This is a genomic window from Salmonella sp. SJTUF15570 (genome assembly GCF_043357055.1).
GTDB lineage: Bacteria > Pseudomonadota > Gammaproteobacteria > Enterobacterales > Enterobacteriaceae > Salmonella > Salmonella enterica.
Genome location: NZ_JBEUKJ010000010.1, coordinates 76,325 through 103,308, shown reverse-complemented (window position 1 = coordinate 103,308; position 26,984 = coordinate 76,325). Strand labels below are relative to the sequence as shown.

Sequence of the window (26,984 nt, the reverse complement as noted above, 5' to 3'; positions counted from 1 at the left end):
TCTGCGTTGTCTGCTAATTATCATGACGCGATTTTATACATAACCTATTGTTCAATATATTGTTTTTGTATCTGTGCGTCTTGGGAAACTATTTGACGCTGTTACAAGATTTACACGTCCATCATTAGCAGAAATCTGTAGACGCCTAAAGGTATGACACATTCTCTTTGATATATCCCGATCAGTTGCATTTGGTATTATATCAGTAAGTAAGAGAAGTGTTTTGGTCGTATTTTCAATTACATTCTAACATTTACCTGGGTAACCAGGCGGTACTGCGAAGGATGCACATTACAAATGGAATTGCTTGTTTCTGAATGCACAGCATTAACCAGGTCAGCCCGATATGACCCGCCAGTAAGTGAAAAATTATGATAAATGCAAATCGTCCGATAATTAACCTCGATCTCGATCTGCTGAGAACGTTCGTGGCCGTTGCCGATCTGAACACCTTCGCCGCGGCGGCGGCGGCGGTATGTCGTACTCAGTCTGCGGTCAGTCAGCAAATGCAGCGTCTTGAGCAACTCGTGGGAAAGGAATTGTTCGCCCGCCATGGCCGTAACAAACTTTTGACCGAACACGGTATCCAGCTTCTGGGGTACGCCAGAAAAATCCTGCGTTTTAATGATGAGGCGTGTTCATCATTAATGTTCAGTAATCTTCAGGGAGTGTTAACAATCGGCGCTTCTGATGAATCAGCTGATACTATCCTGCCTTTTTTGCTTAGCCGAATCAGCTCGGTTTATCCAAAACTCGCGCTTGATGTACGGGTAAAACGCAACGCCTATATGGTGGACATGGTTAAATCGCAGGAAGTAGATTTGGTGGTGACGACTAACCAACCTCATTCGCTGGACTGTCTGAATTTGCGGACCTCGCCCACCCATTGGTATTGTGCGGCTGAGTATGTTTTGCAAAGGGGAGAGCCCGTACCATTAGTCCTGCTGGACGATCCCAGCCCATTCCGCGATATGGTGCTGGAGACGCTAAATGCAGCGGGTATTCCCTGGCGGCTGGCCTATGTGGCGTCTACATTACCGGCGGTACGCGCGGCCGTTAAAGCCGGTCTTGGCGTAACGGCTCGACCTGTCGAAATGATGAGTCCCGACCTTCGCGTGCTGGGCGCCGCAGACGGATTACCGCCTTTGCCGGATACGGAATATCTGTTGTGCCGCGATCCCAATAGCCAGAACGAGCTGGCGATGGTGATTTTCCATGCGATGGAAAGCTATCAAAACCCATGGCATTACAACCAGTTTTCTGCAGAGGGCGGAGATGATCCGCTGATGGTGGAAGGGGGTTTTGAGTAGCTCGCAGGCAAAAGGCGCTAAGTCGTAAATGTAAAAAAGAGCCGCTGGCGATGAAAAAACGCTCAGTGGCTCTTTTTTTGTGCCCATCTGTACGCGCTTAACCGCACAAATTGTAAAAGTTGCGGTAAATCAGCCAGTAGCGATTCGCAGTTCAATGTGGGTAAAAAATAACCAGAACATCCATTTTATGAATTTGCATGTTAAAAAACTAGAGAAATTGTTGCTGTTTTAGGGGGTGAATTAACAAAAGCGTGTCACAGATCAAGAAAATACTCCCATTTAGGGGGAGGCATCTTCACAAATTCCTGTCAAAATAGGTGTGTGTTATTTCTTTTGCTTCACAACGGACACGATTCAACAACATAAAATCCCCCCTGGCCGAAGAGTCATTTTCTCCAGGATGGCACTTAATGTTAATGGTGATGAATTGATGTAAATTAATGTGAAGGAACTTTTGTTAAAGTTGACAAAAGGTTATAGAAAGGAGTAAAAAACCACATCAATTAGCTGTTTTTATCATTTTCTACAGTAATTGTAGGGTTTTTTTTATTCCTCCCCATGAATCGATGTGGCGCCCATCTGCCGTAAAGAGCAGAGAAACTGGCGCTACTTTTGATGAGTAAGCAATGAGTATGTCAACATCCACTGAAGTCATCGCTCATCACTGGGCATTCGCTATCTTTCTTATCGTTGCCATTGGCCTGTGCTGCCTGATGCTGGTAGGCGGTTGGTTTTTGGGCGGTCGCGCACGCGCGAGGCACAAGAACGTTCCGTTTGAATCAGGTATCGACTCGGTCGGCACCGCCCGCTTACGCCTGTCTGCCAAGTTTTACCTGGTAGCCATGTTCTTCGTTATCTTCGACGTTGAAGCGCTGTATCTGTTCGCATGGTCAACTTCTATCCGCGAAAGCGGCTGGGTTGGCTTTGTGGAAGCTGCAATTTTTATTTTTGTGTTACTGGCTGGTCTGGTTTATCTGGCGCGTATTGGCGCGTTGGACTGGACGCCCGCGCGTTCACGCCGCGAGCGTATGAACCCGGAAACGAACAGTATCGCTAATCGTCAACGCTAACCGCGAGGCATTAAGATGGATTATACGCTCACCCGCATAGATCCTAACGGTGAGAATGACCGTTACCCCCTGCAAAAACAGGAGATCGTAACCGACCCCCTGGAGCAGGAAGTTAACAAAAACGTGTTCATGGGCAAACTGCATGACATGGTTAACTGGGGCCGTAAAAACTCAATTTGGCCCTACAACTTCGGCCTTTCTTGCTGCTATGTAGAGATGGTGACCTCTTTTACCGCAGTGCATGACGTTGCCCGTTTCGGCGCGGAAGTGCTGCGTGCGTCGCCACGTCAGGCTGACCTGATGGTGGTGGCCGGTACCTGCTTTACCAAAATGGCCCCGGTTATTCAGCGTCTGTATGACCAAATGCTGGAGCCAAAATGGGTCATTTCTATGGGCGCCTGCGCCAACTCCGGCGGCATGTACGATATTTATTCGGTAGTGCAGGGCGTTGATAAGTTCATCCCGGTGGATGTGTATATCCCTGGCTGTCCGCCGCGTCCGGAAGCGTATATGCAGGCGTTGATGCTGCTGCAAGAATCGATTGGCAAAGAGCGCCGTCCGCTCTCATGGGTGGTGGGCGATCAGGGCGTGTATCGCGCCAATATGCAGCCAGAACGCGAACGTAAACGCGGCGAGCGTATTGCCGTCACGAACCTGCGTACCCCGGACGAGATTTAATTTGCGCCTGTCGGCAGCAGCACTTCACTTCGCTAACCACTATTTTAATAGCGCGAAGCACTGCCGACCACCACGGACCATTTGCAATGGTGAACAATATGACCGACTTAACCGCGCAAGACGCTGCATGGAGTACCCGCGATCATCTTGATGATCCGGTTATCGGCGAACTGCGCAACCGTTTTGGGCCGGATGCCTTTACCGTTCAGGCGACCCGCACCGGTATCCCCGTTGTTTGGGTCAAGCGTGAACAACTACTGGAGGTTGGCGATTTCTTAAAGAAACTGCCGAAACCTTACGTCATGCTGTTTGACTTACACGGCATGGATGAACGCCTGCGTACGCACCGTGACGGGTTACCCGCCGCGGATTTTTCCGTTTTCTACCACCTGATTTCCATTGAGCGTAATCGCGATATCATGCTCAAGGTGGCGTTGTCTGAAAACGACCTGCGCGTGCCGACCTTCACTAAACTTTTCCCTAACGCCAACTGGTACGAGCGTGAGACCTGGGAGATGTTTGGTATTGATATCGAAGGCCACCCGCACCTGACGCGCATCATGATGCCGCAAACCTGGGAAGGCCATCCGCTGCGTAAAGATTATCCGGCGCGCGCGACCGAATTCGACCCGTTTGAGCTGACCAAAGCCAAGCAGGATCTGGAGATGGAAGCGCTGACCTTTAAGCCGGAAGACTGGGGGATGAAGCGCGGGACTGACAACGAGGACTTTATGTTCCTCAACCTCGGCCCGAACCACCCGTCTGCGCACGGTGCGTTTCGTATTATCCTGCAACTTGACGGTGAAGAAATCGTCGACTGCGTGCCGGATATCGGCTATCACCACCGCGGCGCCGAAAAAATGGGCGAGCGCCAGTCCTGGCATAGCTACATTCCCTATACCGACCGTATCGAATACCTCGGTGGTTGCGTCAATGAAATGCCGTACGTGCTGGCGGTAGAAAAGTTGGCAGGGATCACCGTCCCGGATCGGGTGAACGTCATCCGCGTGATGCTCTCCGAACTGTTCCGCATTAACAGTCATCTGCTGTACATCTCGACCTTTATTCAGGACGTCGGCGCGATGACGCCGGTCTTCTTTGCCTTTACCGACCGGCAGAAAATTTATGACCTGGTGGAAGCCATTACCGGTTTCCGTATGCACCCGGCCTGGTTCCGTATCGGCGGCGTCGCGCACGACTTGCCGCGCGGTTGGGATCGCCTGCTGCGAGAGTTCCTTGAGTGGATGCCGAAGCGTCTGGATTCTTACGAGAAAGCCGCGCTGCGTAACACCATTCTGAAAGGGCGTTCGCAGGGCGTTGCCGCTTACGGCGCGAAAGAGGCGCTGGAGTGGGGCACCACCGGCGCAGGGCTGCGCGCGACCGGGATCGACTTCGACGTACGTAAATGGCGTCCATACTCTGGCTACGAAAACTTTGACTTTGAAGTGCCGGTGGGCGGCGGCGTTTCCGACTGCTATACCCGCGTGATGCTGAAAGTGGAAGAGCTGCGCCAGAGTCTGCGCATTCTTCAGCAGTGCCTCGATAACATGCCGGAAGGCCCGTTCAAAGCGGATCACCCGCTGACCACGCCGCCGCCGAAAGAGCGCACGCTGCAACATATCGAAACCCTGATCACCCACTTCCTGCAGGTCTCCTGGGGCCCGGTGATGCCGGCGCAGGAGTCCTTCCAGATGGTGGAAGCGACGAAGGGGATTAACAGTTACTACCTGACCAGCGACGGCAGCACCATGAGCTACCGTACCCGCGTGCGCACGCCGAGCTTTGCGCACCTGCAGCAGATTCCCTCGGCGATCCGCGGTAGCCTGGTCTCCGACCTGATTGTCTATCTGGGTAGTATCGATTTTGTTATGTCAGATGTGGACCGCTAATTATGCACGAGAATCAACAACCACAAACCGAGGCTTTTGAGCTGAGTGCGGCAGAGCGTGAAGCGATAGAGCACGAGAAGCACCACTACGAAGACCCGCGTGCGGCGTCCATTGAAGCGCTGAAAATCGTTCAAAAGCAGCGTGGCTGGGTGCCGGACGGCGCGATCTACGCTATTGCCGATGTGCTGGGTATTCCGGCGAGCGACGTCGAAGGCGTCGCCACATTCTACAGCCAGATCTTCCGTCAGCCGGTCGGTCGCCACGTGATTCGCTACTGCGACAGCGTGGTGTGCCATATCACCGGCTATCAGGGGATTCAGGCCGCGCTGGAAAAAAATCTCAACATCAAACCGGGGCAGACGACCTTTGATGGTCGCTTTACGCTGCTGCCGACCTGCTGCCTGGGGAATTGCGATAAAGGGCCGAACATGATGATTGATGAGGATACTCACAGCCATCTGACCCCGGAAGCCATTCCTGAACTACTGGAGCGGTATAAATGAAAAACGTTATCCGTACTCCCGAAACCCATCCGCTGACCTGGCGTCTGCGCGATGACAAACAGCCGGTCTGGCTGGATGAATATCGTAGCAAAAACGGCTACGAAGGCGCGCGTAAGGCGCTGACCGGCCTGTCTCCGGATGAAATCGTCAGCCAGGTAAAAGACGCCGGTCTGAAAGGGCGCGGCGGCGCGGGCTTTTCCACCGGTCTCAAGTGGAGCCTGATGCCGAAAGATGAATCCATGAACATCCGTTACCTGCTGTGTAACGCCGATGAAATGGAACCGGGCACCTATAAAGACCGTCTGCTGATGGAACAGCTGCCGCACCTGCTGGTGGAAGGCATGCTGATCTCCGCGTTCGCGCTGAAAGCGTATCGTGGTTACATCTTCCTGCGCGGCGAATATATCGAAGCGGCTGTACATCTGCGCCGTGCGATTGCTGAAGCAACCGAGGCCGGGCTGCTTGGCAAAAATATCATGGGCACCGGGTTCGACTTTGAACTGTTTGTCCACACCGGGGCAGGGCGTTACATCTGTGGTGAAGAAACGGCGCTGATTAACTCCCTCGAAGGCCGCCGCGCGAACCCACGCTCCAAGCCGCCCTTCCCGGCGACCTCCGGCGTATGGGGCAAACCGACCTGTGTGAATAACGTCGAAACGTTGTGCAACGTCCCGGCAATCCTCGCCAACGGCGTGGAGTGGTACCAGAACATCTCGAAAAGCAAAGATGCGGGTACCAAGCTGATGGGCTTCTCAGGCCGCGTGAAGAATCCGGGCCTGTGGGAATTACCGTTCGGCACCACCGCGCGCGAGATCCTCGAAGACTACGCGGGCGGTATGCGCGATGGCCTGAAATTCAAAGCCTGGCAGCCGGGCGGGGCGGGAACCGACTTCCTGACCGAGGCGCATCTTGACCTGCCGATGGAGTTCGAAAGCATCGGTAAAGCAGGCAGCCGTCTGGGCACCGCGCTGGCGATGGCGGTAGACCACGAAATCGGCATGGTGTCGCTGGTGCGTAACCTGGAAGAGTTCTTTGCCCGCGAATCCTGCGGCTGGTGTACGCCATGCCGCGACGGGTTGCCGTGGAGCGTGAAAATTCTGCGCGCGCTGGAGCGTGGCGAAGGCCAGCCGGGGGATATCGAGACACTTGAGCAACTGTGTCGTTTCCTCGGACCGGGTAAAACCTTCTGCGCGCATGCACCGGGCGCGGTTGAGCCACTGCAAAGCGCAATTAAGTATTTCCGCGAAGAATTCGAAGCTGGCATCAAGCAGCCGTTCAGCAATACCCATTTAATCAATGGTATTCAGCCGAACCTGCTCAAAGAGCGCTGGTGAGTTAACGATTTTTAATTTGGAAGCATGCTAATGGCTACGATTCATGTAGACGGCAAAGAATACGAGGTCAACGGCGCGGACAACCTGCTACAGGCATGTCTGTCCCTCGGCCTTGATATTCCGTATTTTTGCTGGCACCCGGCGCTGGGAAGCGTCGGTGCTTGCCGCCAGTGTGCGGTGAAGCAATACCAAAACGCGGAAGATACGCGTGGTCGCCTGGTGATGTCCTGTATGACGCCAGCCACCGACGGTACCTTTATCTCTATTGACGACGAAGAAGCGAAACAGTTCCGTGAAAGCGTGGTGGAGTGGCTGATGACTAACCACCCGCACGACTGTCCGGTCTGTGAAGAGGGCGGTAACTGCCATCTTCAGGATATGACCGTGATGACGGGTCACAGTTTCCGCCGCTACCGTTTCACCAAACGTACCCACCGCAACCAGGATCTGGGGCCGTTCATCTCGCACGAAATGAACCGCTGTATCGCCTGCTACCGTTGTGTGCGTTACTACAAAGATTATGCCGACGGCACCGATCTGGGCGTCTATGGCGCGCATGACAACGTCTACTTCGGGCGTCCGGAAGACGGTACGCTGGAAAGCGAATTCTCCGGTAACCTGGTCGAGATTTGCCCGACCGGCGTCTTCACCGATAAAACGCACTCCGAGCGTTACAACCGTAAATGGGACATGCAGTTTGCGCCGAGCATCTGCCAGCAGTGTTCCATCGGCTGTAACATCAGCCCGGGCGAGCGCTATGGCGAATTACGCCGTATCGAAAACCGTTACAACGGTACCGTTAACCACTACTTCCTCTGCGACCGCGGTCGTTTCGGCTATGGCTATGTGAACCTGAAAGACCGTCCGCGTCAGCCGGTTCAGCGCCGCGGCGATGACTTTATTACTCTCAACGCCGAGCAGGCGATGCAGGGCGCGGCGGATATTCTGCGCCAGTCGAAGAAAGTGATCGGTATCGGTTCGCCACGCGCCAGCATTGAGAGCAACTTTGCGCTGCGTGAGCTGGTTGGTGCGGAAAACTTCTACACCGGTATCGCGCGCGGCGAGCAGGAACGTCTGCAACTGGCGCTGAAAGTGCTGCGTGAAGGCGGCATTTACACCCCGGCGCTGCGGGAGATCGAATCTTATGACGCGGTACTGGTACTGGGCGAAGACGTTACCCAGACCGGCGCGCGCGTTGCGCTGGCGGTACGCCAGGCGGTGAAAGGTAAAGCGCGTGAAATGGCGGCGGCGCAGAAAGTGGCCGACTGGCAGATTGCGGCCATTCTTAACATCGGCCAGCGTGCCAAACATCCGCTGTTCGTGACCAACGTGGACGACACCCGTCTGGATGATATCGCCGCCTGGACCTATCGCGCGCCGGTGGAAGATCAGGCGCGCCTGGGCTTTGCGATTGCTCATGCGCTGGACAATACAGCGCCTGCGGTTGACGGTATCGACAGCGACTTACAAAACAAAATTGATGTCATTGTGCAGGCGTTGGCCGGCGCGAAAAAACCGCTGATTATCTCCGGCACTAACGCCGGTAGCAGTGAGGTGATTCAGGCGGCCGCCAACGTGGCGAAAGCGCTGAAAGGCCGTGGCGCCGACGTCGGTATTACTATGATTGCTCGCTCCGTGAACAGCATGGGGCTGGGAATGATGGGCGGCGGTTCGCTTGACGATGCGTTGGGCGAGCTGGAAACCGGCAACGCGGACGCGGTGGTGGTGCTGGAAAACGATCTCCACCGTCATGCAAGCGCTACGCGCGTGAACGCCGCGCTCGCCAAAGCGCCGCTGGTGATGGTGGTTGACCATCAGCGCACGGCGATTATGGAAAACGCGCATCTGGTGCTTTCCGCGGCAAGCTTCGCCGAAAGCGATGGTACGGTCATCAACAACGAAGGCCGCGCGCAGCGCTTCTTCCAGGTTTATGATCCGGCCTACTACGATAACAAGACGATTATGTTGGAAAGCTGGCGCTGGCTGCATTCGCTGCACAGCACCGTCGAAAACCGCGAAGTGGACTGGACTCAGCTTGACCACGTGATCGACGCGGTCATTGCCGCCATGCCGCAATTTGCCGGCATTAAAGACGCCGCGCCGGATGCGACCTTCCGCATTCGTGGGCAGAAGCTGGCGCGCGAACCGCATCGTTACAGCGGTCGTACGGCGATGCGCGCCAATATCAGCGTGCATGAACCACGTCAGCCGCAGGATAAAGACACCATGTTCGCCTTCTCGATGGAAGGGAATAACCAACCGACTGCCCCGCGATCTGAAATTCCGTTCGCCTGGGCGCCGGGCTGGAACTCCCCGCAGGCGTGGAACAAATTCCAGGATGAAGTGGGCGGCAAACTGCGTCACGGCGATCCGGGCGTGCGTTTGATTGAAGCGACTGAGGGCGGTCTGGATTATTTCACTACCGTGCCGGCAAGCTTCCAGGCGCAGGACGGTCAGTGGCGTATTGCGCCGTATTACCACCTGTTTGGCAGCGACGAATTGTCTCAGCGTTCTCCGGTCTTCCAGAGCCGTATGCCGCAGCCGTATATCAAACTTAACCCGGCGGATGCCGCGAAGTTGGGCGTCAATGCCGGGACGCGCGTCTCCTTTAGCTACGATGGCAATACGGTGACGCTGCCGGTTGAAATCTCTGAAGGGTTAGCGGCAGGGCAGGTAGGGCTGCCGATGGGTATGCCTGGCATCGCGCCGGTTCTGGCTGGCGCGCGTCTTGAGGATCTGCGGGAGGCGCAACAATGAGTTGGATTACACCGGATCTGATTGAGATCCTGCTGAGCATTCTCAAAGCGGTGGTGATTCTGCTGGTGGTTGTCACCTGCGGGGCCTTCATGAGCTTTGGCGAACGTCGTCTGCTGGGTCTGTTCCAGAACCGTTATGGACCAAACCGCGTTGGCTGGGGCGGCTCGCTCCAGCTGGTCGCGGATATGATCAAGATGTTCTTTAAAGAAGACTGGATCCCGAAATTCTCGGATCGCGTCATCTTTACCCTGGCGCCGATGATCGCGTTTACTTCGCTGCTGCTCTCCTTCGCCATTGTGCCGGTTAGCCCTAATTGGGTGGTGGCCGATTTAAACATCGGGATTTTGTTCTTCCTGATGATGGCCGGTCTGGCGGTTTACGCGGTACTGTTCGCCGGGTGGTCGAGCAACAACAAATACTCGCTGCTGGGCGCGATGCGCGCGTCTGCCCAGACGGTGAGCTACGAAGTGTTTCTTGGTCTTTCCCTGATGGGCGTGGTGGCGCAGGCCGGTTCATTTAATATGACCGATATCGTCAATAACCAGGCGCATCTGTGGAACGTGATTCCGCAATTCTTTGGGTTTGTTACTTTCGCCATCGCGGGCGTAGCGGTCTGTCACCGTCACCCGTTTGACCAGCCGGAAGCCGAGCAGGAACTGGCGGACGGTTACCACATCGAATATTCCGGTATGAAATTCGGTCTGTTCTTCGTGGGGGAGTACATCGGTATCGTCACCGTTTCCGCGTTGATGGTAACGCTGTTCTTCGGTGGCTGGCATGGCCCGTTCTTACCGCCATTCGTCTGGTTCGCGCTGAAAACCGCGTTCTTCATGATGATGTTCATTTTGATTCGTGCGTCGTTACCGCGTCCGCGTTATGACCAGGTAATGTCCTTCGGCTGGAAAGTTTGCCTGCCGCTGACGCTCATCAACTTGCTGGTAACGGCGGCTGTCATTCTGTGGCAGGCGCAATAAGGGACACAAAGACCATGACCTTAAAAGAATTATTAGTGGGTTTCGGCACTCAGGTACGCAGTATCTGGATGATCGGCCTGCATGCGTTCGCCAAACGCGAAACGCGGATGTATCCGGAAGAGCCGGTCTATTTACCGCCCCGTTACCGTGGTCGTATCGTGCTCACGCGCGACCCGGACGGTGAAGAGCGCTGCGTTGCCTGTAACCTGTGCGCGGTAGCCTGTCCGGTAGGCTGTATCTCTCTGCAAAAAGCAGAGACCAAAGACGGCCGCTGGTATCCGGAATTTTTCCGCATTAACTTCTCACGCTGCATCTTCTGCGGCCTGTGCGAAGAAGCGTGCCCGACCACGGCGATTCAGTTGACCCCGGACTTCGAACTGGGCGAATACAAACGTCAGGATCTGGTGTACGAAAAAGAGGATCTGCTGATTTCCGGTCCGGGCAAATACCCGGAATATAACTTCTACCGGATGGCGGGTATGGCAATCGACGGCAAAGATAAAGGCGAAGCAGAGAACGAAGCCAAGCCTATCGACGTCAAGAGCCTGTTACCGTAAGGAGAGGGCAATGGAATTCGCTTTTTATATCTGTGGCCTGATAGCCATCCTCGCGACCCTGCGAGTGATCACCCATACCAATCCGGTACACGCGCTGTTGTATCTGGTGATATCGCTACTGGCGATTTCCGGGGTGTTCTTTTCGCTGGGCGCTTATTTTGCCGGTGCGCTGGAAATTATCGTCTACGCAGGCGCCATCATGGTGCTGTTTGTGTTCGTGGTGATGATGCTCAACCTCGGCGGCAGCGAAATCGAACAGGAACGCCAGTGGCTGAAGCCGCAGGTGTGGATTGGTCCGGCGGTTTTGTCGGCCATTATGCTGGCGGTCATTGTGTACGCCATTCTGGGCGTTAACGACCAGGGCATCGACGGCACGCCGATTAGCGCGAAAGCGGTGGGCATTACGCTGTTCGGGCCTTATGTTCTGGCGGTCGAACTGGCGTCGATGCTGCTGCTGGCAGGCCTGGTGGTGGCGTTCCACGTCGGTCGTGAAGAGCGTGCGGGCGAAGTGCTAAGCAACCGCGCCGATGACCGCGCGAAAAGAAAAACGGAGGAGCGCGCATGATCCCCTTAACACACGGACTGATCCTCGCTGCGATTTTATTCGTCCTGGGTTTAACCGGTCTGGTTATCCGCCGCAATCTGCTGTTTATGCTGATCGGGCTGGAAATCATGATTAACGCCTCCGCGCTGGCCTTTGTGGTCGCCGGGAGCTACTGGGGCCAGACCGATGGTCAGGTGATGTACATTCTCGCCATCAGCCTTGCGGCTGCGGAAGCGAGTATTGGACTTGCGCTGTTGCTGCAACTCCATCGCCGTCGCCAGAACCTGAACATCGATTCAGTAAGTGAGATGCGTGGATGAACATGCTTGCCTTAACCATTATTCTGCCATTGATTGGCTTTGTACTGCTGGCGTTCTCTCGCGGACGCTGGTCGGAAAATCTCTCCGCGACCATTGGCGTGGGTTCCGTTGGTCTGGCGGCGTTGGTGACAGCGTTTGTCGGAATGGATTTCTTCGCCAACGGCAAACAGGCGTTCAGCCAGCCGCTGTGGACGTGGATGTCGGTCGGTAACTTCAACATCGGTTTTAACCTGGTGCTGGACGGCCTGTCGCTGACCATGCTCTCTGTGGTCACCGGCGTCGGCTTCCTGATCCACATGTTCGCGTCCTGGTACATGCGTGGAGAAGAGGGTTACTCCCGCTTCTTCGCTTATACCAACCTGTTTATCGCCAGCATGGTTGTTCTGGTGCTGTCCGATAACCTGCTGTTGATGTACCTCGGCTGGGAAGGCGTGGGCCTGTGCTCTTATCTGTTGATCGGCTTCTATTACAGCGATCCGAAGAATGGCGCGGCGGCAATGAAAGCCTTCGTGGTGACCCGTGTCGGTGACGTATTCCTCGCCTTCGCGCTGTTCATCCTCTACAACGAACTGGGCACGCTGAACTTCCGCGAAATGGTCGAGCTGGCGCCAGCGCACTTTGCTGACGGCAACAACATGCTGATGTGGGCGACGCTGATGCTGCTGGGCGGCGCGGTCGGTAAATCTGCGCAGCTACCGTTGCAGACCTGGCTTGCCGACGCGATGGCCGGTCCGACGCCGGTCTCCGCGCTGATCCACGCCGCTACCATGGTCACCGCCGGTGTCTACCTGATCGCTCGTACCCATGGTCTGTTCCTGATGACCCCGGAAATTCTGCATCTGGTGGGCATTATCGGGGCGATTACGCTGGTCATGGCGGGTTTCGCCGCGCTGGTGCAGACCGACATCAAACGCGTGCTGGCCTATTCCACCATGAGCCAGATTGGCTACATGTTCCTGGCGCTGGGCGTACAGGCGTGGGATGCGGCGATTTTCCACCTGATGACGCACGCCTTCTTTAAAGCGCTGCTGTTCCTGGCCTCCGGCTCGGTGATTCTGGCCTGCCATCACGAACAGAACATCTTTAAGATGGGCGGTCTGCGTAAGTCCATTCCACTGGTGTATGCCTGCTTCCTGGTGGGGGGCGCGGCGCTGTCGGCGCTGCCGCTGGTCACTGCGGGCTTCTTCAGTAAGGATGAGATCCTGGCCGGGGCGATGGCTAACGGTCATATCAACCTGATGGTGGCGGGTCTGGTCGGCGCGTTCATGACCTCCTTGTACACCTTCCGGATGATTTTCATCGTATTCCACGGGAAAGAACAAATTCATGCTCATGCAGGGAAGGGGATTACCCACCATCTGCCGCTGATTGTCCTGATGATTCTGTCTACCTTTGTTGGCGCGCTGATTGTGCCGCCATTGCAGGGGGTGCTGCCGCAGACAACTGAACTAGCGCATGGGCGCGTCATGACGCTGGAAATTACCTCTGGCGTAGTGGCGATTGCCGGCATCCTGATTGCCGCATGGCTGTGGCTGGGTAAACGCACGCTGGTGACGTCGATCGCCAACAGCGCGCCGGGCCGTCTGCTGGGTACCTGGTGGTATAACGCCTGGGGCTTTGACTGGCTGTACGACAAAGTATTCGTCAAGCCATTCCTCGGTATCGCCTGGCTGCTGAAGCGCGACCCGCTTAATGCGTTGATGAACATTCCGGCTATCCTTTCCCGTTTTGCAGGCAAAGGCCTGGTACTGAGCGAGAACGGTTATTTGCGCTGGTATGTGGCATCCATGAGCATCGGCGCGGTTGTGGTGCTGGCGCTGCTGATGGTACTGCGTTGATCGTAAAGTGAATTTTATCCAAATTCGTTGAAAATCAGGCCTCTGTCAGAGGCCTTAAAAAGGAATAAAAATCGCCATGTTACTACCCTGGCTAATATTGATTCCCTTTATCGGCGGCTTTCTGTGCTGGCAGACCGAACGCTTTGGCGTGAAGGTGCCGCGCTGGATAGCGCTGATTACCATGGGGCTGACGCTGGCGCTCGGTCTGCAATTGTGGTTGCAGGGCGGCTATTCACTGACGCAATCCGCCGGTATTCCGCAGTGGCAATCTGAATTTGTCCTGCCGTGGATCCCGCGTTTTGGCATCTCTATCCATCTGGCGCTCGACGGACTGTCGCTGCTAATGGTGGTGCTGACCGGCCTGCTCGGCGTTCTGGCGGTGCTTTGCTCCTGGCGAGAAATCGAAAAATATCAGGGCTTCTTCCACCTGAACCTGATGTGGATCTTAGGCGGCGTTATCGGCGTGTTCCTGGCCATCGACATGTTCCTGTTCTTCTTCTTCTGGGAAATGATGCTGGTGCCGATGTACTTCCTGATCGCGCTGTGGGGGCATAAAGCTTCTGACGGTAAAACGCGTATCACTGCGGCGACCAAGTTCTTCATTTATACCCAGGCGAGTGGTCTGGTGATGTTGATTGCCATCCTGGCGCTGGTGTTTGTGCACTATAAAGCGACCGGCGTCTGGACCTTCAACTATGAAGAGCTGCTGAATACGCCGATGTCCCACGGTGTGGAATATCTGCTGATGCTGGGCTTCTTCATCGCCTTCGCGGTGAAAATGCCGGTGGTTCCGCTGCACGGGTGGTTGCCGGATGCGCACTCCCAGGCACCGACCGCGGGTTCCGTTGACCTGGCGGGGATCCTGCTGAAAACCGCAGCCTACGGTCTGCTGCGTTTCTCTCTGCCGCTGTTCCCGAACGCGTCGGCGGAGTTTGCGCCTATCGCCATGTGGCTTGGCGTTATCGGTATCTTCTACGGCGCGTGGATGGCCTTTAATCAGTACGATATCAAACGTCTGATCGCTTACACCTCCGTATCGCACATGGGCTTCGTACTGATTGCTATCTACACCGGCAGCCAACTGGCTTACCAGGGGGCGGTGATCCAGATGATTGCGCACGGTTTGTCCGCAGCCGGTCTGTTCATTCTGTGTGGCCAGTTGTACGAACGTCTGCATACGCGTGACATGCGTATGATGGGCGGCCTGTGGGGCAAAATGAAATGGTTGCCTGCGCTGTCTATGTTCTTTGCGGTGGCGACGCTCGGGATGCCGGGCACCGGTAACTTTGTCGGCGAATTTATGATTCTGTTCGGCAGCTACCAGGTGGTGCCGATGATTACCGTGATCTCCACCTTTGGGCTGGTATTCGCCTCTGTATACTCGCTGGCGATGCTGCATCGCGCTTACTTTGGTAAAGCGAAGAGCCAGATTGCCAGTGTAGAACTGCCAGGGATGTCGCTGCGCGAGCTGTTTATCATTCTGTTGCTGGTGGTGCTTCTGGTACTGCTTGGCTTCTATCCGCAGCCGATTCTGGATACCTCGCATTCTGCGATGAGCAACATCCAGCAGTGGTTTGTTAATTCCGTTACTACTACAAGGCCGTAAATCGCCATGACAATAACTCCACAACACCTGATTGCGCTGCTACCGCTGCTGATCGTCGGCTTGACGGTGGTGGTTGTGATGCTCTCCATTGCGTGGCGACGCAATCACTTCCTCAATGCCACGCTGTCGGTCATTGGGCTTAACGCTGCTCTGGTTTCGCTTTGGTTTGTCGGCCAGGCCGGGGCAATGGACGTCACGCCGCTGATGCGCGTTGACGGCTTTGCGATGCTCTACACCGGGCTGGTGCTGCTGGCGAGCCTCGCCACCTGTACCTTTGCCTACCCGTGGCTGGAAGGCTATAACGATAACCAGGAAGAGTTCTACCTGCTGGTGTTAATCGCCAGCCTGGGCGGAATTCTGCTGGCGAACGCCAACCATCTGGCGGCGCTGTTCCTCGGTATTGAACTGATCTCACTGCCGCTGTTCGGCCTGATTGGTTATGCTTTCCGCCAGAAACGCTCGCTGGAAGCCAGTATCAAATACACCATCCTCTCCGCCGCCGCCTCGTCTTTCCTGCTGTTCGGGATGGCGCTGGTCTATGCGCAGTCCGGCAACCTGTCTTTCGAAGCGCTCGGTAAGAGCCTCGGCGATGGTATGCTGCACGAGCCGTTGCTGCTGGCGGGCTTTGGCCTGATGATTGTCGGTCTGGGCTTTAAACTCTCTCTGGTGCCGTTCCACCTGTGGACGCCAGACGTTTACCAGGGCGCGCCTGCGCCGGTTTCCACCTTCCTGGCGACGGCGAGCAAAATCGCTATCTTCGGCGTGGTGATGCGTCTGTTCCTCTATGCGCCGGTAGGCGACAGCGAAGCGGTACGCGTGGTGCTGGGCATTATCGCCTTTGCCTCTATCATCTTCGGTAACCTGATGGCGCTGAGCCAGACCAACATCAAACGTCTGCTCGGTTACTCTTCTATCTCTCACCTCGGCTATCTGCTGGTGGCGCTGATTGCCCTGCAGAGCGGCGAGATGTCGATGGAAGCGGTAGGCGTTTATCTGGCCGGTTATCTGTTCAGCAGCCTCGGCGCGTTTGGCGTGGTCAGCCTGATGTCCAGCCCGTTCCGCGGCCCGGATGCGGATTCTCTGTACTCTTACCGTGGTCTATTCTGGCACCGCCCGGTTCTTGCCGCGGTGATGACGGTGATGATGCTGTCGCTGGCAGGTATCCCGATGACGCTGGGCTTTATCGGCAAATTCTACGTGCTGGCGGTCGGCGTTCAGGCCAGCCTGTGGTGGCTGGTCGCCGCCGTGGTGGTGGGTTCCGCGATTGGTTTGTACTACTACCTGCGTGTTGCGGTGAGTCTCTACCTGCACGCGCCGCAGCAACCGGGACGCGACGCGCCGACAAACTGGCAGTACAGCGCAGGCGGTATCGTGGTGCTGATCTCCGCGTTGCTGGTGTTGGTACTGGGCGTCTGGCCGCAGCCGCTGATTAGCCTTGTGCAACTGGCGATGCCACTGATGTAATGCCGCGTTGATGATGTCAATAACCGCCGATTTATCGGCGGTTGAGGCTGATGACCAACACCGGAGCCTCTAAATGTTGGATTGCATCCAACTTATGAAAACCTGTGACGCATAGAGACCATAGACTCGTTGGGTGAGGCGTAGCCGAAACCCAACACTTTTCCAACGAACACAGAACCAGATGCCGGATAAGGCGTAGTCGCCATCCGGCATCAACGTTGTATTCCCCTTTGTCAGCAATCCGACAGCGCCGCCAGGCGCTATTATATTCACATCTCCTCTATATTCCCCCTGAATAATAGACTGAAGCGATAAAATTCAAAACCAGTCAGCTTTGTTAATATAATTCGCAGTAATGTTATTTTGATTTATTTAATTTACATGAATCCAAACGGTAGAATTACTAATTATTACTGCAACCTCTAAGTGCATATAATCGTTAAATAAATTTATTTACATATCATGTCATGCTAATGTTCATTTATAAATTTTAATAAAATGACAAATTACGATTTATTATGCCGTAAACGTTACTCCGATATAGCCGGGTTTTGTGCTGCTTCACGGAGGTAAACAGAAAGGACAAAAAGAACATAAGGACATCGTAAGTGAACAAAACCTACAATATTATATGGAACGCCGCCCGCGGCATGTATATTGTCACCTCCGAACTGGCGCGCAGCGGTAGCCGCGCTATCGTCAGCGTCAGCGCCTCGTGCGCGGTAACTCTGCTGGCGATGGATGCTGCCCCCGCCGTCGCAGAGGAAACGCGAGTTTCCATTCCCTCCCAGACCACCACCTACACCCTGTCAGGCGCTACGCCGTTTGTCGTGGAAGCGGGCAATACCATCGCCACCGACACAGCGGCCAGCGCCGCCATCGTCGGCGATAACAGCAACGACTGGGATCTGCTGATTGAAAGCGGCGCTGTCGTGGGGAGCAGCCTGATCGACAGCCAGGCGATGAACCTGGATTCGTTAACGGGCGCCACCAGCGTACATAACCAGGGGACGATCACCGGTTCCAGCGCGGATGGAACGATATTGCTTCAAAACGGCGGCAGCGTGATCAATGATGGCCGGATCGAGAACAGCGCAATCTACGTTCATAATCTCGACCTCGGCGCCCCCGAAATAGATGCCGCCATTTATATGCTCAACGGCGGCAGTTATGTCAGCAGCGAAAACGGTGTGTTGAAAGGCGTTTCCGGGGTGATCGTCCAGAGCGGCGAGGTCCACATCACCAACGGCGGGACGATTAACTCCGATGGCTCCTGGCGCTCTTATGGCGTCGAGCTTCGGGGCGGCGCTTACGGTACGATTGTCAATACCGGCACCATTATCACCACGGCCAGCGATGGTTCAGGCGAGATTGAGGATGCGGCGATTTATGCCCATACCTTTGATGATATCGCGGCGGGCGATTATGTTTCTGTTGATAATAGCGGTCTTTTGCAGTCTGATTTTATTGCCGTTGCGCTCTATCACGGCGCGCATTTTGAAGTGATCAACCGCGCCGGCGGGGTGATCACGGCGGGAAACAGCAGCCTCGTCGGCATCCAGTCCGCCGCCATGGAACTTAAAGCGGGCGCCAACAACCTCGTCACCAATGACGGCACGATTTCCGCGTATGGCACCGCCAATACTTACGGCATCCATTATGGCGAAAGTACCTCCGGCGGCGTTATCACCAATACCGGCTCCATTACCACCACGGGCGGCGGCGCAGGAGACGCCAGCGTTTATGTCCACGGCAACGGCGACGGCACCGTCGTCAACAACAGCGGAACCATGAGTTCCACCGTCTATGGCGTCTATCTCGACTCGGCACGTTCCAAAGGCCATACGCTCAATAACCAGGCTGGGGGCGCAATTTCGGCCAACACGGCGGTGGCGATTAATGGCAACGGCAATACCATCACCAACCAGGGGAAGATGACCGGCGTAAGCGACGGCCTCCTTATCAGCGGCAATAACAATATCGTCACCACCTCAGGCGGTGAAATTTCAGGCAAAAATGGTATCCGCGTCAGTAAAGGCAGCGGCAACCAGATCACGGCCAAAAGTGGAAGTAAGATCACCACCACCAGCACCGGCATCAGTATCGCTGGCGGCAATAACCAGATAACGACCGAAAGCGGAAGCGCTATCGTCGCCAAAGACAACGGCATCCTGATTAACAGCGGCGCCAACAACGTCACCAATGGCGGCAGCATCACGGCGACCGGCTCCAGTATCTCTTACGGCATCCATTACTATAGCGGCACCAGCGGCACTATCACCAACACCGGCACCATTACCACAACGGGTAAAGGCGCCGGGGACGCGAGCGTCTATGCCCACGGCGGCGCCGTCACGATTAACAACAGCGGCACGATGGACTCCTCGGTATTCGGCGTCTACGTCACCACGGGCCACACGCTCAATAACCTGGCGGGCGGCTCCATCACGGCAAATACCGCCGTTCAGTTCCACGGCAATAACAATACGCTCGCCAATGCGGGAGCAATCCTGGGCGACACCAATGGCGTAACCATTAGCGGCTCCGGCAACACCCTGACCAATCAGGGGAAAATAACCGGCGGAACCAACGCCATTCTCATCAATAGCGGCAGCAAGAACAACACCCTCACCCTCAATACCGGTACGGAGATATCCGGCAGCATTACCGACGACAACAACAGCGCCAGCGCCAACAATAATCTGATTCTGGACGGAGAGGGTACACTGGGCAGCAGCATCAGCGGCCTGAACAGCGTGACCAGCAGCGGCGACTGGACGCTGTCGGGCGCGACGATGAACCTCTCGGGAACGACCAACAGCGCGCTTTGGGTAAAATCCGGCACGCTGATACTGAACGGCGCGATGACCGCCAAAGGCGCGACCGTCGATAGCGGCACGACGCTACAGATTGGCAACAGCGGCACGCTGGGCACGTTTAACGGCGACATCGTTGATAATGGCACGCTGACGTTTAACCGCAGCGATGCCGCCGCCTACGGCAGCGTCATCAGCGGTAGCGGCAACGTGGTAAAACAGGGCGGCGGCGAGCTGACGCTCAGTAACAACAACAGCTACAGCGGCGGCACCACCATTGCAGAGGGAACGCTGACCGCCACCGCTGGCGGCGCGCTGGGCAGCGGCAATATCGACAACCGCGCTTACCTCAAACTGGACGCGGCAAGCGCCAGCGATCCCTTTATCGTGGCGGATCTCACCACCCACAGCGGCGCCACCGTTGAAATCGGCGCGGGCAGCACGCTACAGGCCAATACCCTGACCCAGCAGGACGGCAGCACGCTGACGGCCGATTTGACGGCGACCAGCGGCCCCGCCATCCGCGCAAAAAACGTTAATCTGGACGGCACGCTGAATGTCGCCTCGCCAGCCAGCCAGGAGCCGATACGCAGCACCGACGATCTGATCTCCCTGGCGCTTATCGAATCGGACAACGCCATTAGCGGCGATTTTGACGGCATCACTATCAACGGCAACGCCATGAACCCGGACGCGTTCATTACCGTCGTGGGGCAGAAAAACGTCAATGACACACACTATGATCTGGTCGAGACGTTGACGTGGTATGCCGATCGCTACAACGCCGCCATCGACGCCCACGGCACCTTCAACCTGGCGGATGCCGACGACAGCTTTACGGTCAACACGGTGCTGGAAAATGTTGACGCTAACAGCGGCTGGAACGGCCAGTCGCTTACCAAAACCGGCGCAGGCACGCTGATCCTGAATGCGGAAAACACCTATACCGGCGGCACCACCATCAGCGAGGGTACGCTGGTCGCCAACAACGTTGAGGCGCTGGGTACCGGCAATGTCACCGACAACGCCACGCTGGAGCTGAACACCGGCGGCGATTTTGACAACGCCATCAGCGGCAGCGGCCAGGTGGTGAAATCCGGCGACAAGACGCTCACGCTCTCCGGCGCCAATTCTTATACCGGCGGCACCACCATCAGCGGCGGCACGCTGGTCGCCACCAACGTTGAGGCGCTGGGCAGCGGCGACGTCACCGACAACGCCACGCTGGAGCTGAACACCGGCGGCACGTTCGACAACGTCATCAGCGGCAGCGGCCAGGTGGTGAAATCCGGCGACGAGATGCTCACTCTCTCCGGCGCCAATTCTTACACCGGCGGCACCACCATCAGCGGCGGCACGCTGGTCGCCAGCAACGTTGAGGCGCTGGGCAGCGGCGACGTCACCGACAACGCCACGCTGGAGCTGAACACCGGCGGTGATTTTGACAACGCCATCAGCGGCAGCGGCCAGGTGGTGAAATCCGGCGACGACGCGCTCACGCTTTCTGGCAACAACAGCTACACCGGCGGCACCCTTATCAGCGACGGTACGCTGGTCGCCAGCAACGTTGAGGCGCTGGGCAGCGGCGACGTTACCAACGACGCCGTGCTGGAACTGAACACCGGCGGTGATTTTGACAACGCCATCAGCGGCAGCGGCCAGGTGGTGAAATCCGGCGACAAGACGCTCACGCTCTCCGGAGCCAATTCTTATACCGGCGGCACCACCATCAGCGGCGGCACGCTGGTCGCCAGCAACGTTGAGGCGCTGGGCAGCGGCGACATTACCGACAACGCCACGCTGGAACTGAACACCGGCGGTGATTTTGACAACGCCATCAGCGGCAGCGGGCAGGTGGTGAAATCCGGCGACGAGACGCTCACGCTTTCCGGCACCAATACTTATACCGGCGGCACCACCATCAGCGGCGGCACGCTGATTGCCACTCACGTCAACGCGCTGGGTACGGGCGCTATCGACAACCGCGCCAGCCTGTTGCTGGACGCCAGCGGCCAGTTTGCGGTAACGGATCTCACCACCGAAAGCGGCGGCAACACCGAAATCGGCGCAGGCAGCACGTTACAGGCGACCACGCTGACGCAAAAAAGCGATAGCACGCTGACCATCAACCTGAACAGCAACACCGCCGATCCTGTTATCCACGCCGCTTCTCAGGTCTCGCTGGCCGGTACGCTGGATATCACCGGCGTCGGCGATGTGCTGGACAGCGATCCCGCCAGCACGGACGATCTGGATACCTTCACCCTGATCGCGTCAGACAAAACCATTGCGGGCGATTTTGAAAAGCTTACCGTCGCCGGAATGGACGCCGATCTGGCCGACTTTATCACCGTCGATGGCCGCATTGATGACACGGGCAAGCAGTACGAACTGACCACCGCCCTGACATGGTATGCCGACCGCGACGACGCCGTTACCGACGCCCACGGCACGTTTAACCTGACCAATGCCGACGGCAGTTTTGCGGTCAATACGGTGCTGGAAAACGTTGACGCCACGCTCGATCCCGACAGCGCCACCGGCTGGGACGGCACATCGCTGATCAAACAGGGCGCAGGCACGCTGATCCTGAATGCGGAAAACACCTATACCGTCGGCACCACCATCAGCGGCGGCACGCTGGTCGCCACTAACGTTGACGCGCTGGGCAGCGGCGACGTCACCGACGACGCTACGCTGGAGCTGAACACCGGCGGCACGTTCGACAACGCCATCAGCGGCAGCGGTCAGGTGGTCAAATCCGGCGACAAGATGCTCACGCTTTCCGGCACCAACAGCTACAGCGGCGGCACGCTCATCAGCGGCGGCACGCTGGTCGCCACTAACGTTGACGCGCTGGGCAGTGGCGACGTCACCGACGACGCCACGCTGGAGCTGAACACCGGCGGCACGTTCGACAACGCCATCAGCGGCAGCGGCCAGGTGGTCAAATCCGGCGACGACACGCTCACGCTTTCCGGCAGCAATACTTACACTGGCGGCACCATCATCAGTGGCGGCACGCTGGTCGCCAGCAACGTTGAGGCGCTGGGTACCGGCGACGTCACCAACGACGCCGTGCTGGAACTGAACACCGGCGGCGATTTTGACAACGCCATCAGCGGCAGCGGGCAGGTGGTGAAATCCGGCGACGAGACGCTCACGCTTTCCGGCAGCAATACTTATACCGGCGGTACCCTTATCAGCGGCGGCACGCTGGTCGCCAGCAACGTTGAGGCGCTGGGCAGCGGCGACGTCACTAACGACGCCGTGCTGGAACTGAACACCGGCGGTGACTTTACCAACGCCATCAGCGGCAGCGGGCAGGTGGTGAAATCCGGCGACGAGACGCTCACGCTTTCCGGTGCCAATTCTTACACCGGCGGCACCCTTATCAGCGGCGGCACGCTGATCGCCAGCAACGTTGAGGCGCTGGGTACCGGCGATGTCACCGACAACGCCGTGCTGGAGCTGAACACCGGTGGTGATTTTGACAACGCCATCAGCGGCAGCGGGCAGGTGGAAAAATCCGGCGACGAGACGCTCACACTCTCCGGTGCCAATTCTTACACCGGCGGCACCCTTATCAGCAGCGGCACGCTGGTCGCCAACGATGTAAACGCGCTGGGCACTGGCGACGTCACCGACAACGCCGTGCTGGAACTGAACACCGGCGGCACGTTCGACAACGCCATCAGCGGCAGCGGGCAGGTGGTGAAATCCGGCGACGAGACGCTCACGCTTTCCGGCAGCAATACTTATACCGGCGGCACCACCATCAACGACGGCACGCTGATTGCCACTAGCGTTGATGCGCTGGGAAGTGGCGACGTCACCGACAACGCCGTGCTGGAACTGAACACCGGCGGCGATTTTGACAACGCCATCAGCGGCAGCGGGCAGGTGGTGAAATCCGGCGACGAGACGCTCACGCTTTCCGGCACCAATTCTTACACCGATGGCACCCTTATCAGCGGCGGCACGCTGGTTGCCACTAACCTTGAGGCGCTGGGCACCGGCGATGTTACCAACAACGCCACTCTGGAGCTGAACACCGGCGGCACGTTCGACAACGCCATCAGTGGCAGCGGCCAGGTGGTGAAATCCGGCGACGACGCGCTCACACTCTCCGGCAGCAATACTTATACCGGCGGCACCACCATCAGCGGCGGCACGCTGATTGCCACTAGCGTTGATGCGCTGGGAAGTGGCGACGTCACCGACAACGCCGTGCTGGAACTGAACACCGGCGGCACGTTCGACAACGCCATCAGCGGTAGCGGGCAGGTGGTGAAATCCGGCGACAAGACGCTCACGCTCTCCGGCAGCAATACTTATACCGGCGGCACCACCATCAGCGGCGGCACGCTGATCGCCAGCAACGTTGAGGCGCTGGGTAGCGGCAATATCGACAATTACGCCAGCCTGCAACTGAACGCCAGCGGCCAGTTCGTTACGGCAAATCTCACCACTCACGATAACGCCACCACCGCAATTGGCGCAGGCAGCACATTGCGGGCAAATACGCTAACGCAGGAGGCGAACAGCACCCTGGCCGTACACCTGACCGACAGCAACAGCGGCGCCATTGTCACCGCCGACCACGCCAACCTGGGCGGTACGCTGGATATTACCGGCATCGGCAACGTGGCGAAATCCTGGACCCGCGACGCGTACGCCTACACGCTGATTGACACGGACAGCGCCATCAATAGCGATTTTGCGCAATTCACCGTAGCCGGTATGGACGCCAAACAGGTGGATTTTCTTACCGTCGATGGGCGCGTGAACGCCGCCGACGACACCCGCTATGACGTAACCGCCTCGTTGTCCTGGTATGCCGACAGCGACAACGCCGCCACCGACGCCCACGGTACCTTCACCCTGAGCGAGCAAGGTCACAGCTTCACGCTGAACACCGCGCTGACGGACGTTGACGCCACGCTCAATCCCGACAGCGCCACCGACTGGGACGGCAAATCGCTCATCAAACGGGGCGCTGGCACGCTGATCCTGGGGGCGCAAAACACCTACAGCGGCGACACCGACGTGCAGGAGGGCGCGCTATGGCTGGCCGAAACGGCGACTATCGGCTCTGCGGGGAGCGCGCAGGCGGTTAATATCGCCGCGAACGCCGCCTTTGGCGGCCACAACGCCACGGTGAACGGCCATGTTAACAATCTGGGCAGCCTGTACTTTGTCGATACGTTCACTGTCAACGGCGATGTCGTCAACAGCAGCGCGATGATAAGCGGCAGCGACCAGCCCAACAATACGCTGACGATCGCGGGAAACTATACCGGCAACGACGGTCATCTCTATCTCAATACCCAACTGGGCGATGACAGCTCGCCCACCGATAAACTGATCGTCACCGGCGACACCGCCGGCAGCACCACGCTGCATATCACCAACGTCAATGGCCTGGGCGCACAAACGGTTAACGGTATTGAAGTCATTGAGGTGGGCGGTCAGTCCGACGGTGATTTTACGCTCTACAAAGGGCATGTTGATATTAACGCATGGACCTACACGCTGAAACAAGACGGCGGCGACTGGTACTTGCGCTCCGAGTCTGATGACGTGCCGGACGACGGCGGTGACGTCACTCCGCCGGACGACGGCGGCGATGTCACCCCGCCTGACGACGGCGGCGATGTCACCCCGCCGGACGATGGCGGCGATGTCACTCCGCCGGACGATGGCGGCGATGTCACCCCGCCGGACGATGACGGCGATATCACTCCGCCTGACGGCGGCGACGTCACGCCCGTGGCACCGCAGTACCGCGCCGACATTGGCGTTTATCTCGGCAACCAGTGGATGGCGCGCAACCTGCAAATGCAGACCCTCTACGACCGGGAAGGCAGCCAGTACCGTTCCGCCGACGGCAGCGTCTGGATGCGTTTTAAGGCCGGTAAAGCCGAATCGCAGGCGGTTAACGGCAATGTAGATATCGACAGCGACTACTCGCAGTTCCAGCTCGGCGGCGACATCCTGACCTGGAGCGACGGCGCGCAGAGCGTCACCGTCGGCCTGATGGGCAGCTACATCAACGCCAGCACCGACAGCACCGGCAACCGGGGGGCGGACGGCAGTCAGTTCTCCGCCAACGGTAGCGTGGACGGCTACAACCTCGGCCTCTACGCCACCTGGTTTGCCGATGCGCAAAGCCATCGCGGGGCTTACATCGATAGCTGGTATCAGTACGGCGCTTACAACAACAGCGTGGATAACGACGGACTCAGCGCCAGCCGTTACGACTCCGCCGCGCACGCCGTCTCGCTGGAAACGGGTTATCGTTATGATATTGCGTTAAGCAACCGCAACACGGTCAGCCTGACACCGCAGGCGCAGGTCACCTGGCAGCGCTACAGCGCCGACACGGTTATTGACGATGGCGGTACCCGCATCAGCGGCCAGAACGATGATAGCTGGACGACGCGCTTAGGCATGCGTGTGGACGGTAAACTGTACAAAGAGAGCGGCAGGATCCAGCCGTTTATGGAGGTCAACTGGCTGCACGCCAGCGACAATGCCTCGGCCACCTTTGGCGACACGAAGGTATCGCAGGATTTGCCGAACGACCGCGTGGAAGTGAAAGTGGGGATTCAGGCAAACGTCAGCGAACGGCTAAGCGTCTACGCCCAGGCCGCCGGTCAGAAGGGAAAGAACGACTACGGCGACGCCAGCTTTAGCCTGAACATGCGCTATAACTGGTAAGTTGCTGACCAGGCATAGTACAACATTTATGCCGGATGGCGGCTACGCCTTATCCGGCCTGCAGGGTTATCAATATAGGATAATTCGTAGGCCTGATAAGCGAAGCGCCATCAGGCGTTGGGTGAGGCGTAGGTTGGGTAGAGCGCAACGCAACATTCGGTATCCGGTTCCGCAAGCAGGCAGTGGAACAACTCTCCCAACTGTTTTCGTGACCCGTTTCCCGGATAAATGTTTATTCATCGACTTCAATGGGAAAAATTTGATCTGAAGCGTATTTCTGTCAGCGTTTTTCAGGGCGTCCGATCGCGCTCACTTCATTATTTCATGTGACGGCGGCATATAATATCTTTCCATCAATAACGTGAGTGTCGGCACGACTTAATGGATTGCTGTCTGGTGGGTTGTAAAAGGAAGTATCGGCGAGGGCACAGTGCAGATAGTCCCCCATCTTATATATTCAATTTTGGTAAATCGGTCACCTGTAAATAGTGTTCTTCACGCAGAATCTGTGGGTCGAACGCCAGCAACTGATTAAGCCGTTCATCTTAAACGTAAATATTATTTGCCTCAAAAATATAATTATCTTTTTTATTATGGGTGG

Annotated in this window: 16 protein-coding genes; all 16 read left to right on the top strand. The window is 57.0% G+C overall.

Translation table 11 applies throughout. The features are described from left to right. Positions 1-371 precede the first annotated feature (371 nt). The 16 genes from lrhA to ABVN44_RS18705 all read left to right on the top strand — a co-directional run bounded on the left by lrhA (position 372) and on the right by ABVN44_RS18705 (position 26,383). Positions 372-1,310 carry a transcriptional regulator LrhA gene (gene lrhA, locus ABVN44_RS18780; RefSeq protein ID WP_000606288.1) on the top strand — a complete coding sequence of 313 codons (939 nt, stop codon included), beginning with the start codon at positions 372-374 and terminating at the stop codon, positions 1,308-1,310. Positions 1,311-1,389: 79 nt separating this feature from the next. Continuing rightward, on the top strand, positions 1,390-1,542 hold the full coding sequence (locus tag ABVN44_RS18775) for a hypothetical protein (RefSeq protein ID WP_001121022.1): 153 nt from the start codon (positions 1,390-1,392) through the stop codon (positions 1,540-1,542). 394 nt (positions 1,543-1,936) lie between these two features. After that, positions 1,937-2,380 carry an NADH-quinone oxidoreductase subunit NuoA gene (gene nuoA, locus ABVN44_RS18770; protein WP_000062993.1) on the top strand — a complete coding sequence of 148 codons (444 nt, stop codon included), beginning with the start codon at positions 1,937-1,939 and terminating at the stop codon, positions 2,378-2,380. Positions 2,381-2,395: 15 nt separating this feature from the next. Then, complete coding sequence (gene nuoB / locus ABVN44_RS18765; protein WP_000386728.1) at positions 2,396-3,058, top strand: NADH-quinone oxidoreductase subunit NuoB; 663 nt, start codon at positions 2,396-2,398, stop codon at positions 3,056-3,058. Between the two features lie 86 nt (positions 3,059-3,144). After that, a complete protein-coding gene (nuoC, locus tag ABVN44_RS18760) occupies positions 3,145-4,947 on the top strand; it encodes an NADH-quinone oxidoreductase subunit C/D (RefSeq protein ID WP_000247855.1) in 1,803 nt (600 codons plus the stop codon). 2 nt (positions 4,948-4,949) lie between these two features. Beyond that, the gene (nuoE, locus tag ABVN44_RS18755; RefSeq protein WP_000545038.1) at positions 4,950-5,450 is read left to right on the top strand and encodes an NADH-quinone oxidoreductase subunit NuoE; all 501 of its coding nucleotides are present in this window, start codon (positions 4,950-4,952) and stop codon (positions 5,448-5,450) included. Beyond that, positions 5,447-6,784 (top strand): NADH-quinone oxidoreductase subunit NuoF, encoded by a 1,338-nt coding sequence (gene nuoF, locus ABVN44_RS18750; protein ID WP_000800048.1) that lies wholly within the window; start codon positions 5,447-5,449, stop codon positions 6,782-6,784. Before nuoE ends, nuoF begins: the two co-directional genes overlap by 4 nt. 30 nt (positions 6,785-6,814) lie before the next feature. Further along, a complete protein-coding gene (gene nuoG / locus ABVN44_RS18745) occupies positions 6,815-9,541 on the top strand; it encodes an NADH-quinone oxidoreductase subunit NuoG (protein ID WP_001728014.1) in 2,727 nt (908 codons plus the stop codon). Further along, on the top strand, positions 9,538-10,515 hold the full coding sequence (gene nuoH, locus ABVN44_RS18740; protein ID WP_000118515.1) for an NADH-quinone oxidoreductase subunit NuoH: 978 nt from the start codon (positions 9,538-9,540) through the stop codon (positions 10,513-10,515). Before nuoG ends, nuoH begins: the two co-directional genes overlap by 4 nt. A gap of 14 nt (positions 10,516-10,529) precedes the next feature. Beyond that, complete coding sequence (nuoI, locus tag ABVN44_RS18735; RefSeq protein WP_000172747.1) at positions 10,530-11,072, top strand: NADH-quinone oxidoreductase subunit NuoI; 543 nt, start codon at positions 10,530-10,532, stop codon at positions 11,070-11,072. Positions 11,073-11,082: 10 nt separating this feature from the next. Then, positions 11,083-11,637 carry an NADH-quinone oxidoreductase subunit J gene (nuoJ, locus tag ABVN44_RS18730; protein ID WP_000393522.1) on the top strand — a complete coding sequence of 185 codons (555 nt, stop codon included), beginning with the start codon at positions 11,083-11,085 and terminating at the stop codon, positions 11,635-11,637. Then, a complete protein-coding gene (gene nuoK / locus ABVN44_RS18725) occupies positions 11,634-11,936 on the top strand; it encodes an NADH-quinone oxidoreductase subunit NuoK (RefSeq protein WP_000612687.1) in 303 nt (100 codons plus the stop codon). The genes nuoJ and nuoK overlap by 4 nt, the downstream gene beginning before the upstream one ends. After that, on the top strand, positions 11,933-13,774 hold the full coding sequence (gene nuoL / locus ABVN44_RS18720) for an NADH-quinone oxidoreductase subunit L (protein ID WP_001056582.1): 1,842 nt from the start codon (positions 11,933-11,935) through the stop codon (positions 13,772-13,774). The genes nuoK and nuoL overlap by 4 nt, the downstream gene beginning before the upstream one ends. Before the next feature lie 76 nt (positions 13,775-13,850). After that, positions 13,851-15,380, top strand: a complete 1,530-nt coding sequence (nuoM, locus tag ABVN44_RS18715) for an NADH-quinone oxidoreductase subunit M (protein WP_023232196.1) — start codon at positions 13,851-13,853, stop codon at positions 15,378-15,380. A gap of 6 nt (positions 15,381-15,386) precedes the next feature. Continuing rightward, positions 15,387-16,844 (top strand): NADH-quinone oxidoreductase subunit NuoN, encoded by a 1,458-nt coding sequence (gene nuoN, locus ABVN44_RS18710; protein WP_000156667.1) that lies wholly within the window; start codon positions 15,387-15,389, stop codon positions 16,842-16,844. Between the two features lie 608 nt (positions 16,845-17,452). Continuing rightward, positions 17,453-26,383 carry an autotransporter-associated beta strand repeat-containing protein gene (locus tag ABVN44_RS18705; protein ID WP_140044783.1) on the top strand — a complete coding sequence of 2,977 codons (8,931 nt, stop codon included), beginning with the start codon at positions 17,453-17,455 and terminating at the stop codon, positions 26,381-26,383. Positions 26,384-26,984 lie beyond the last annotated feature (601 nt).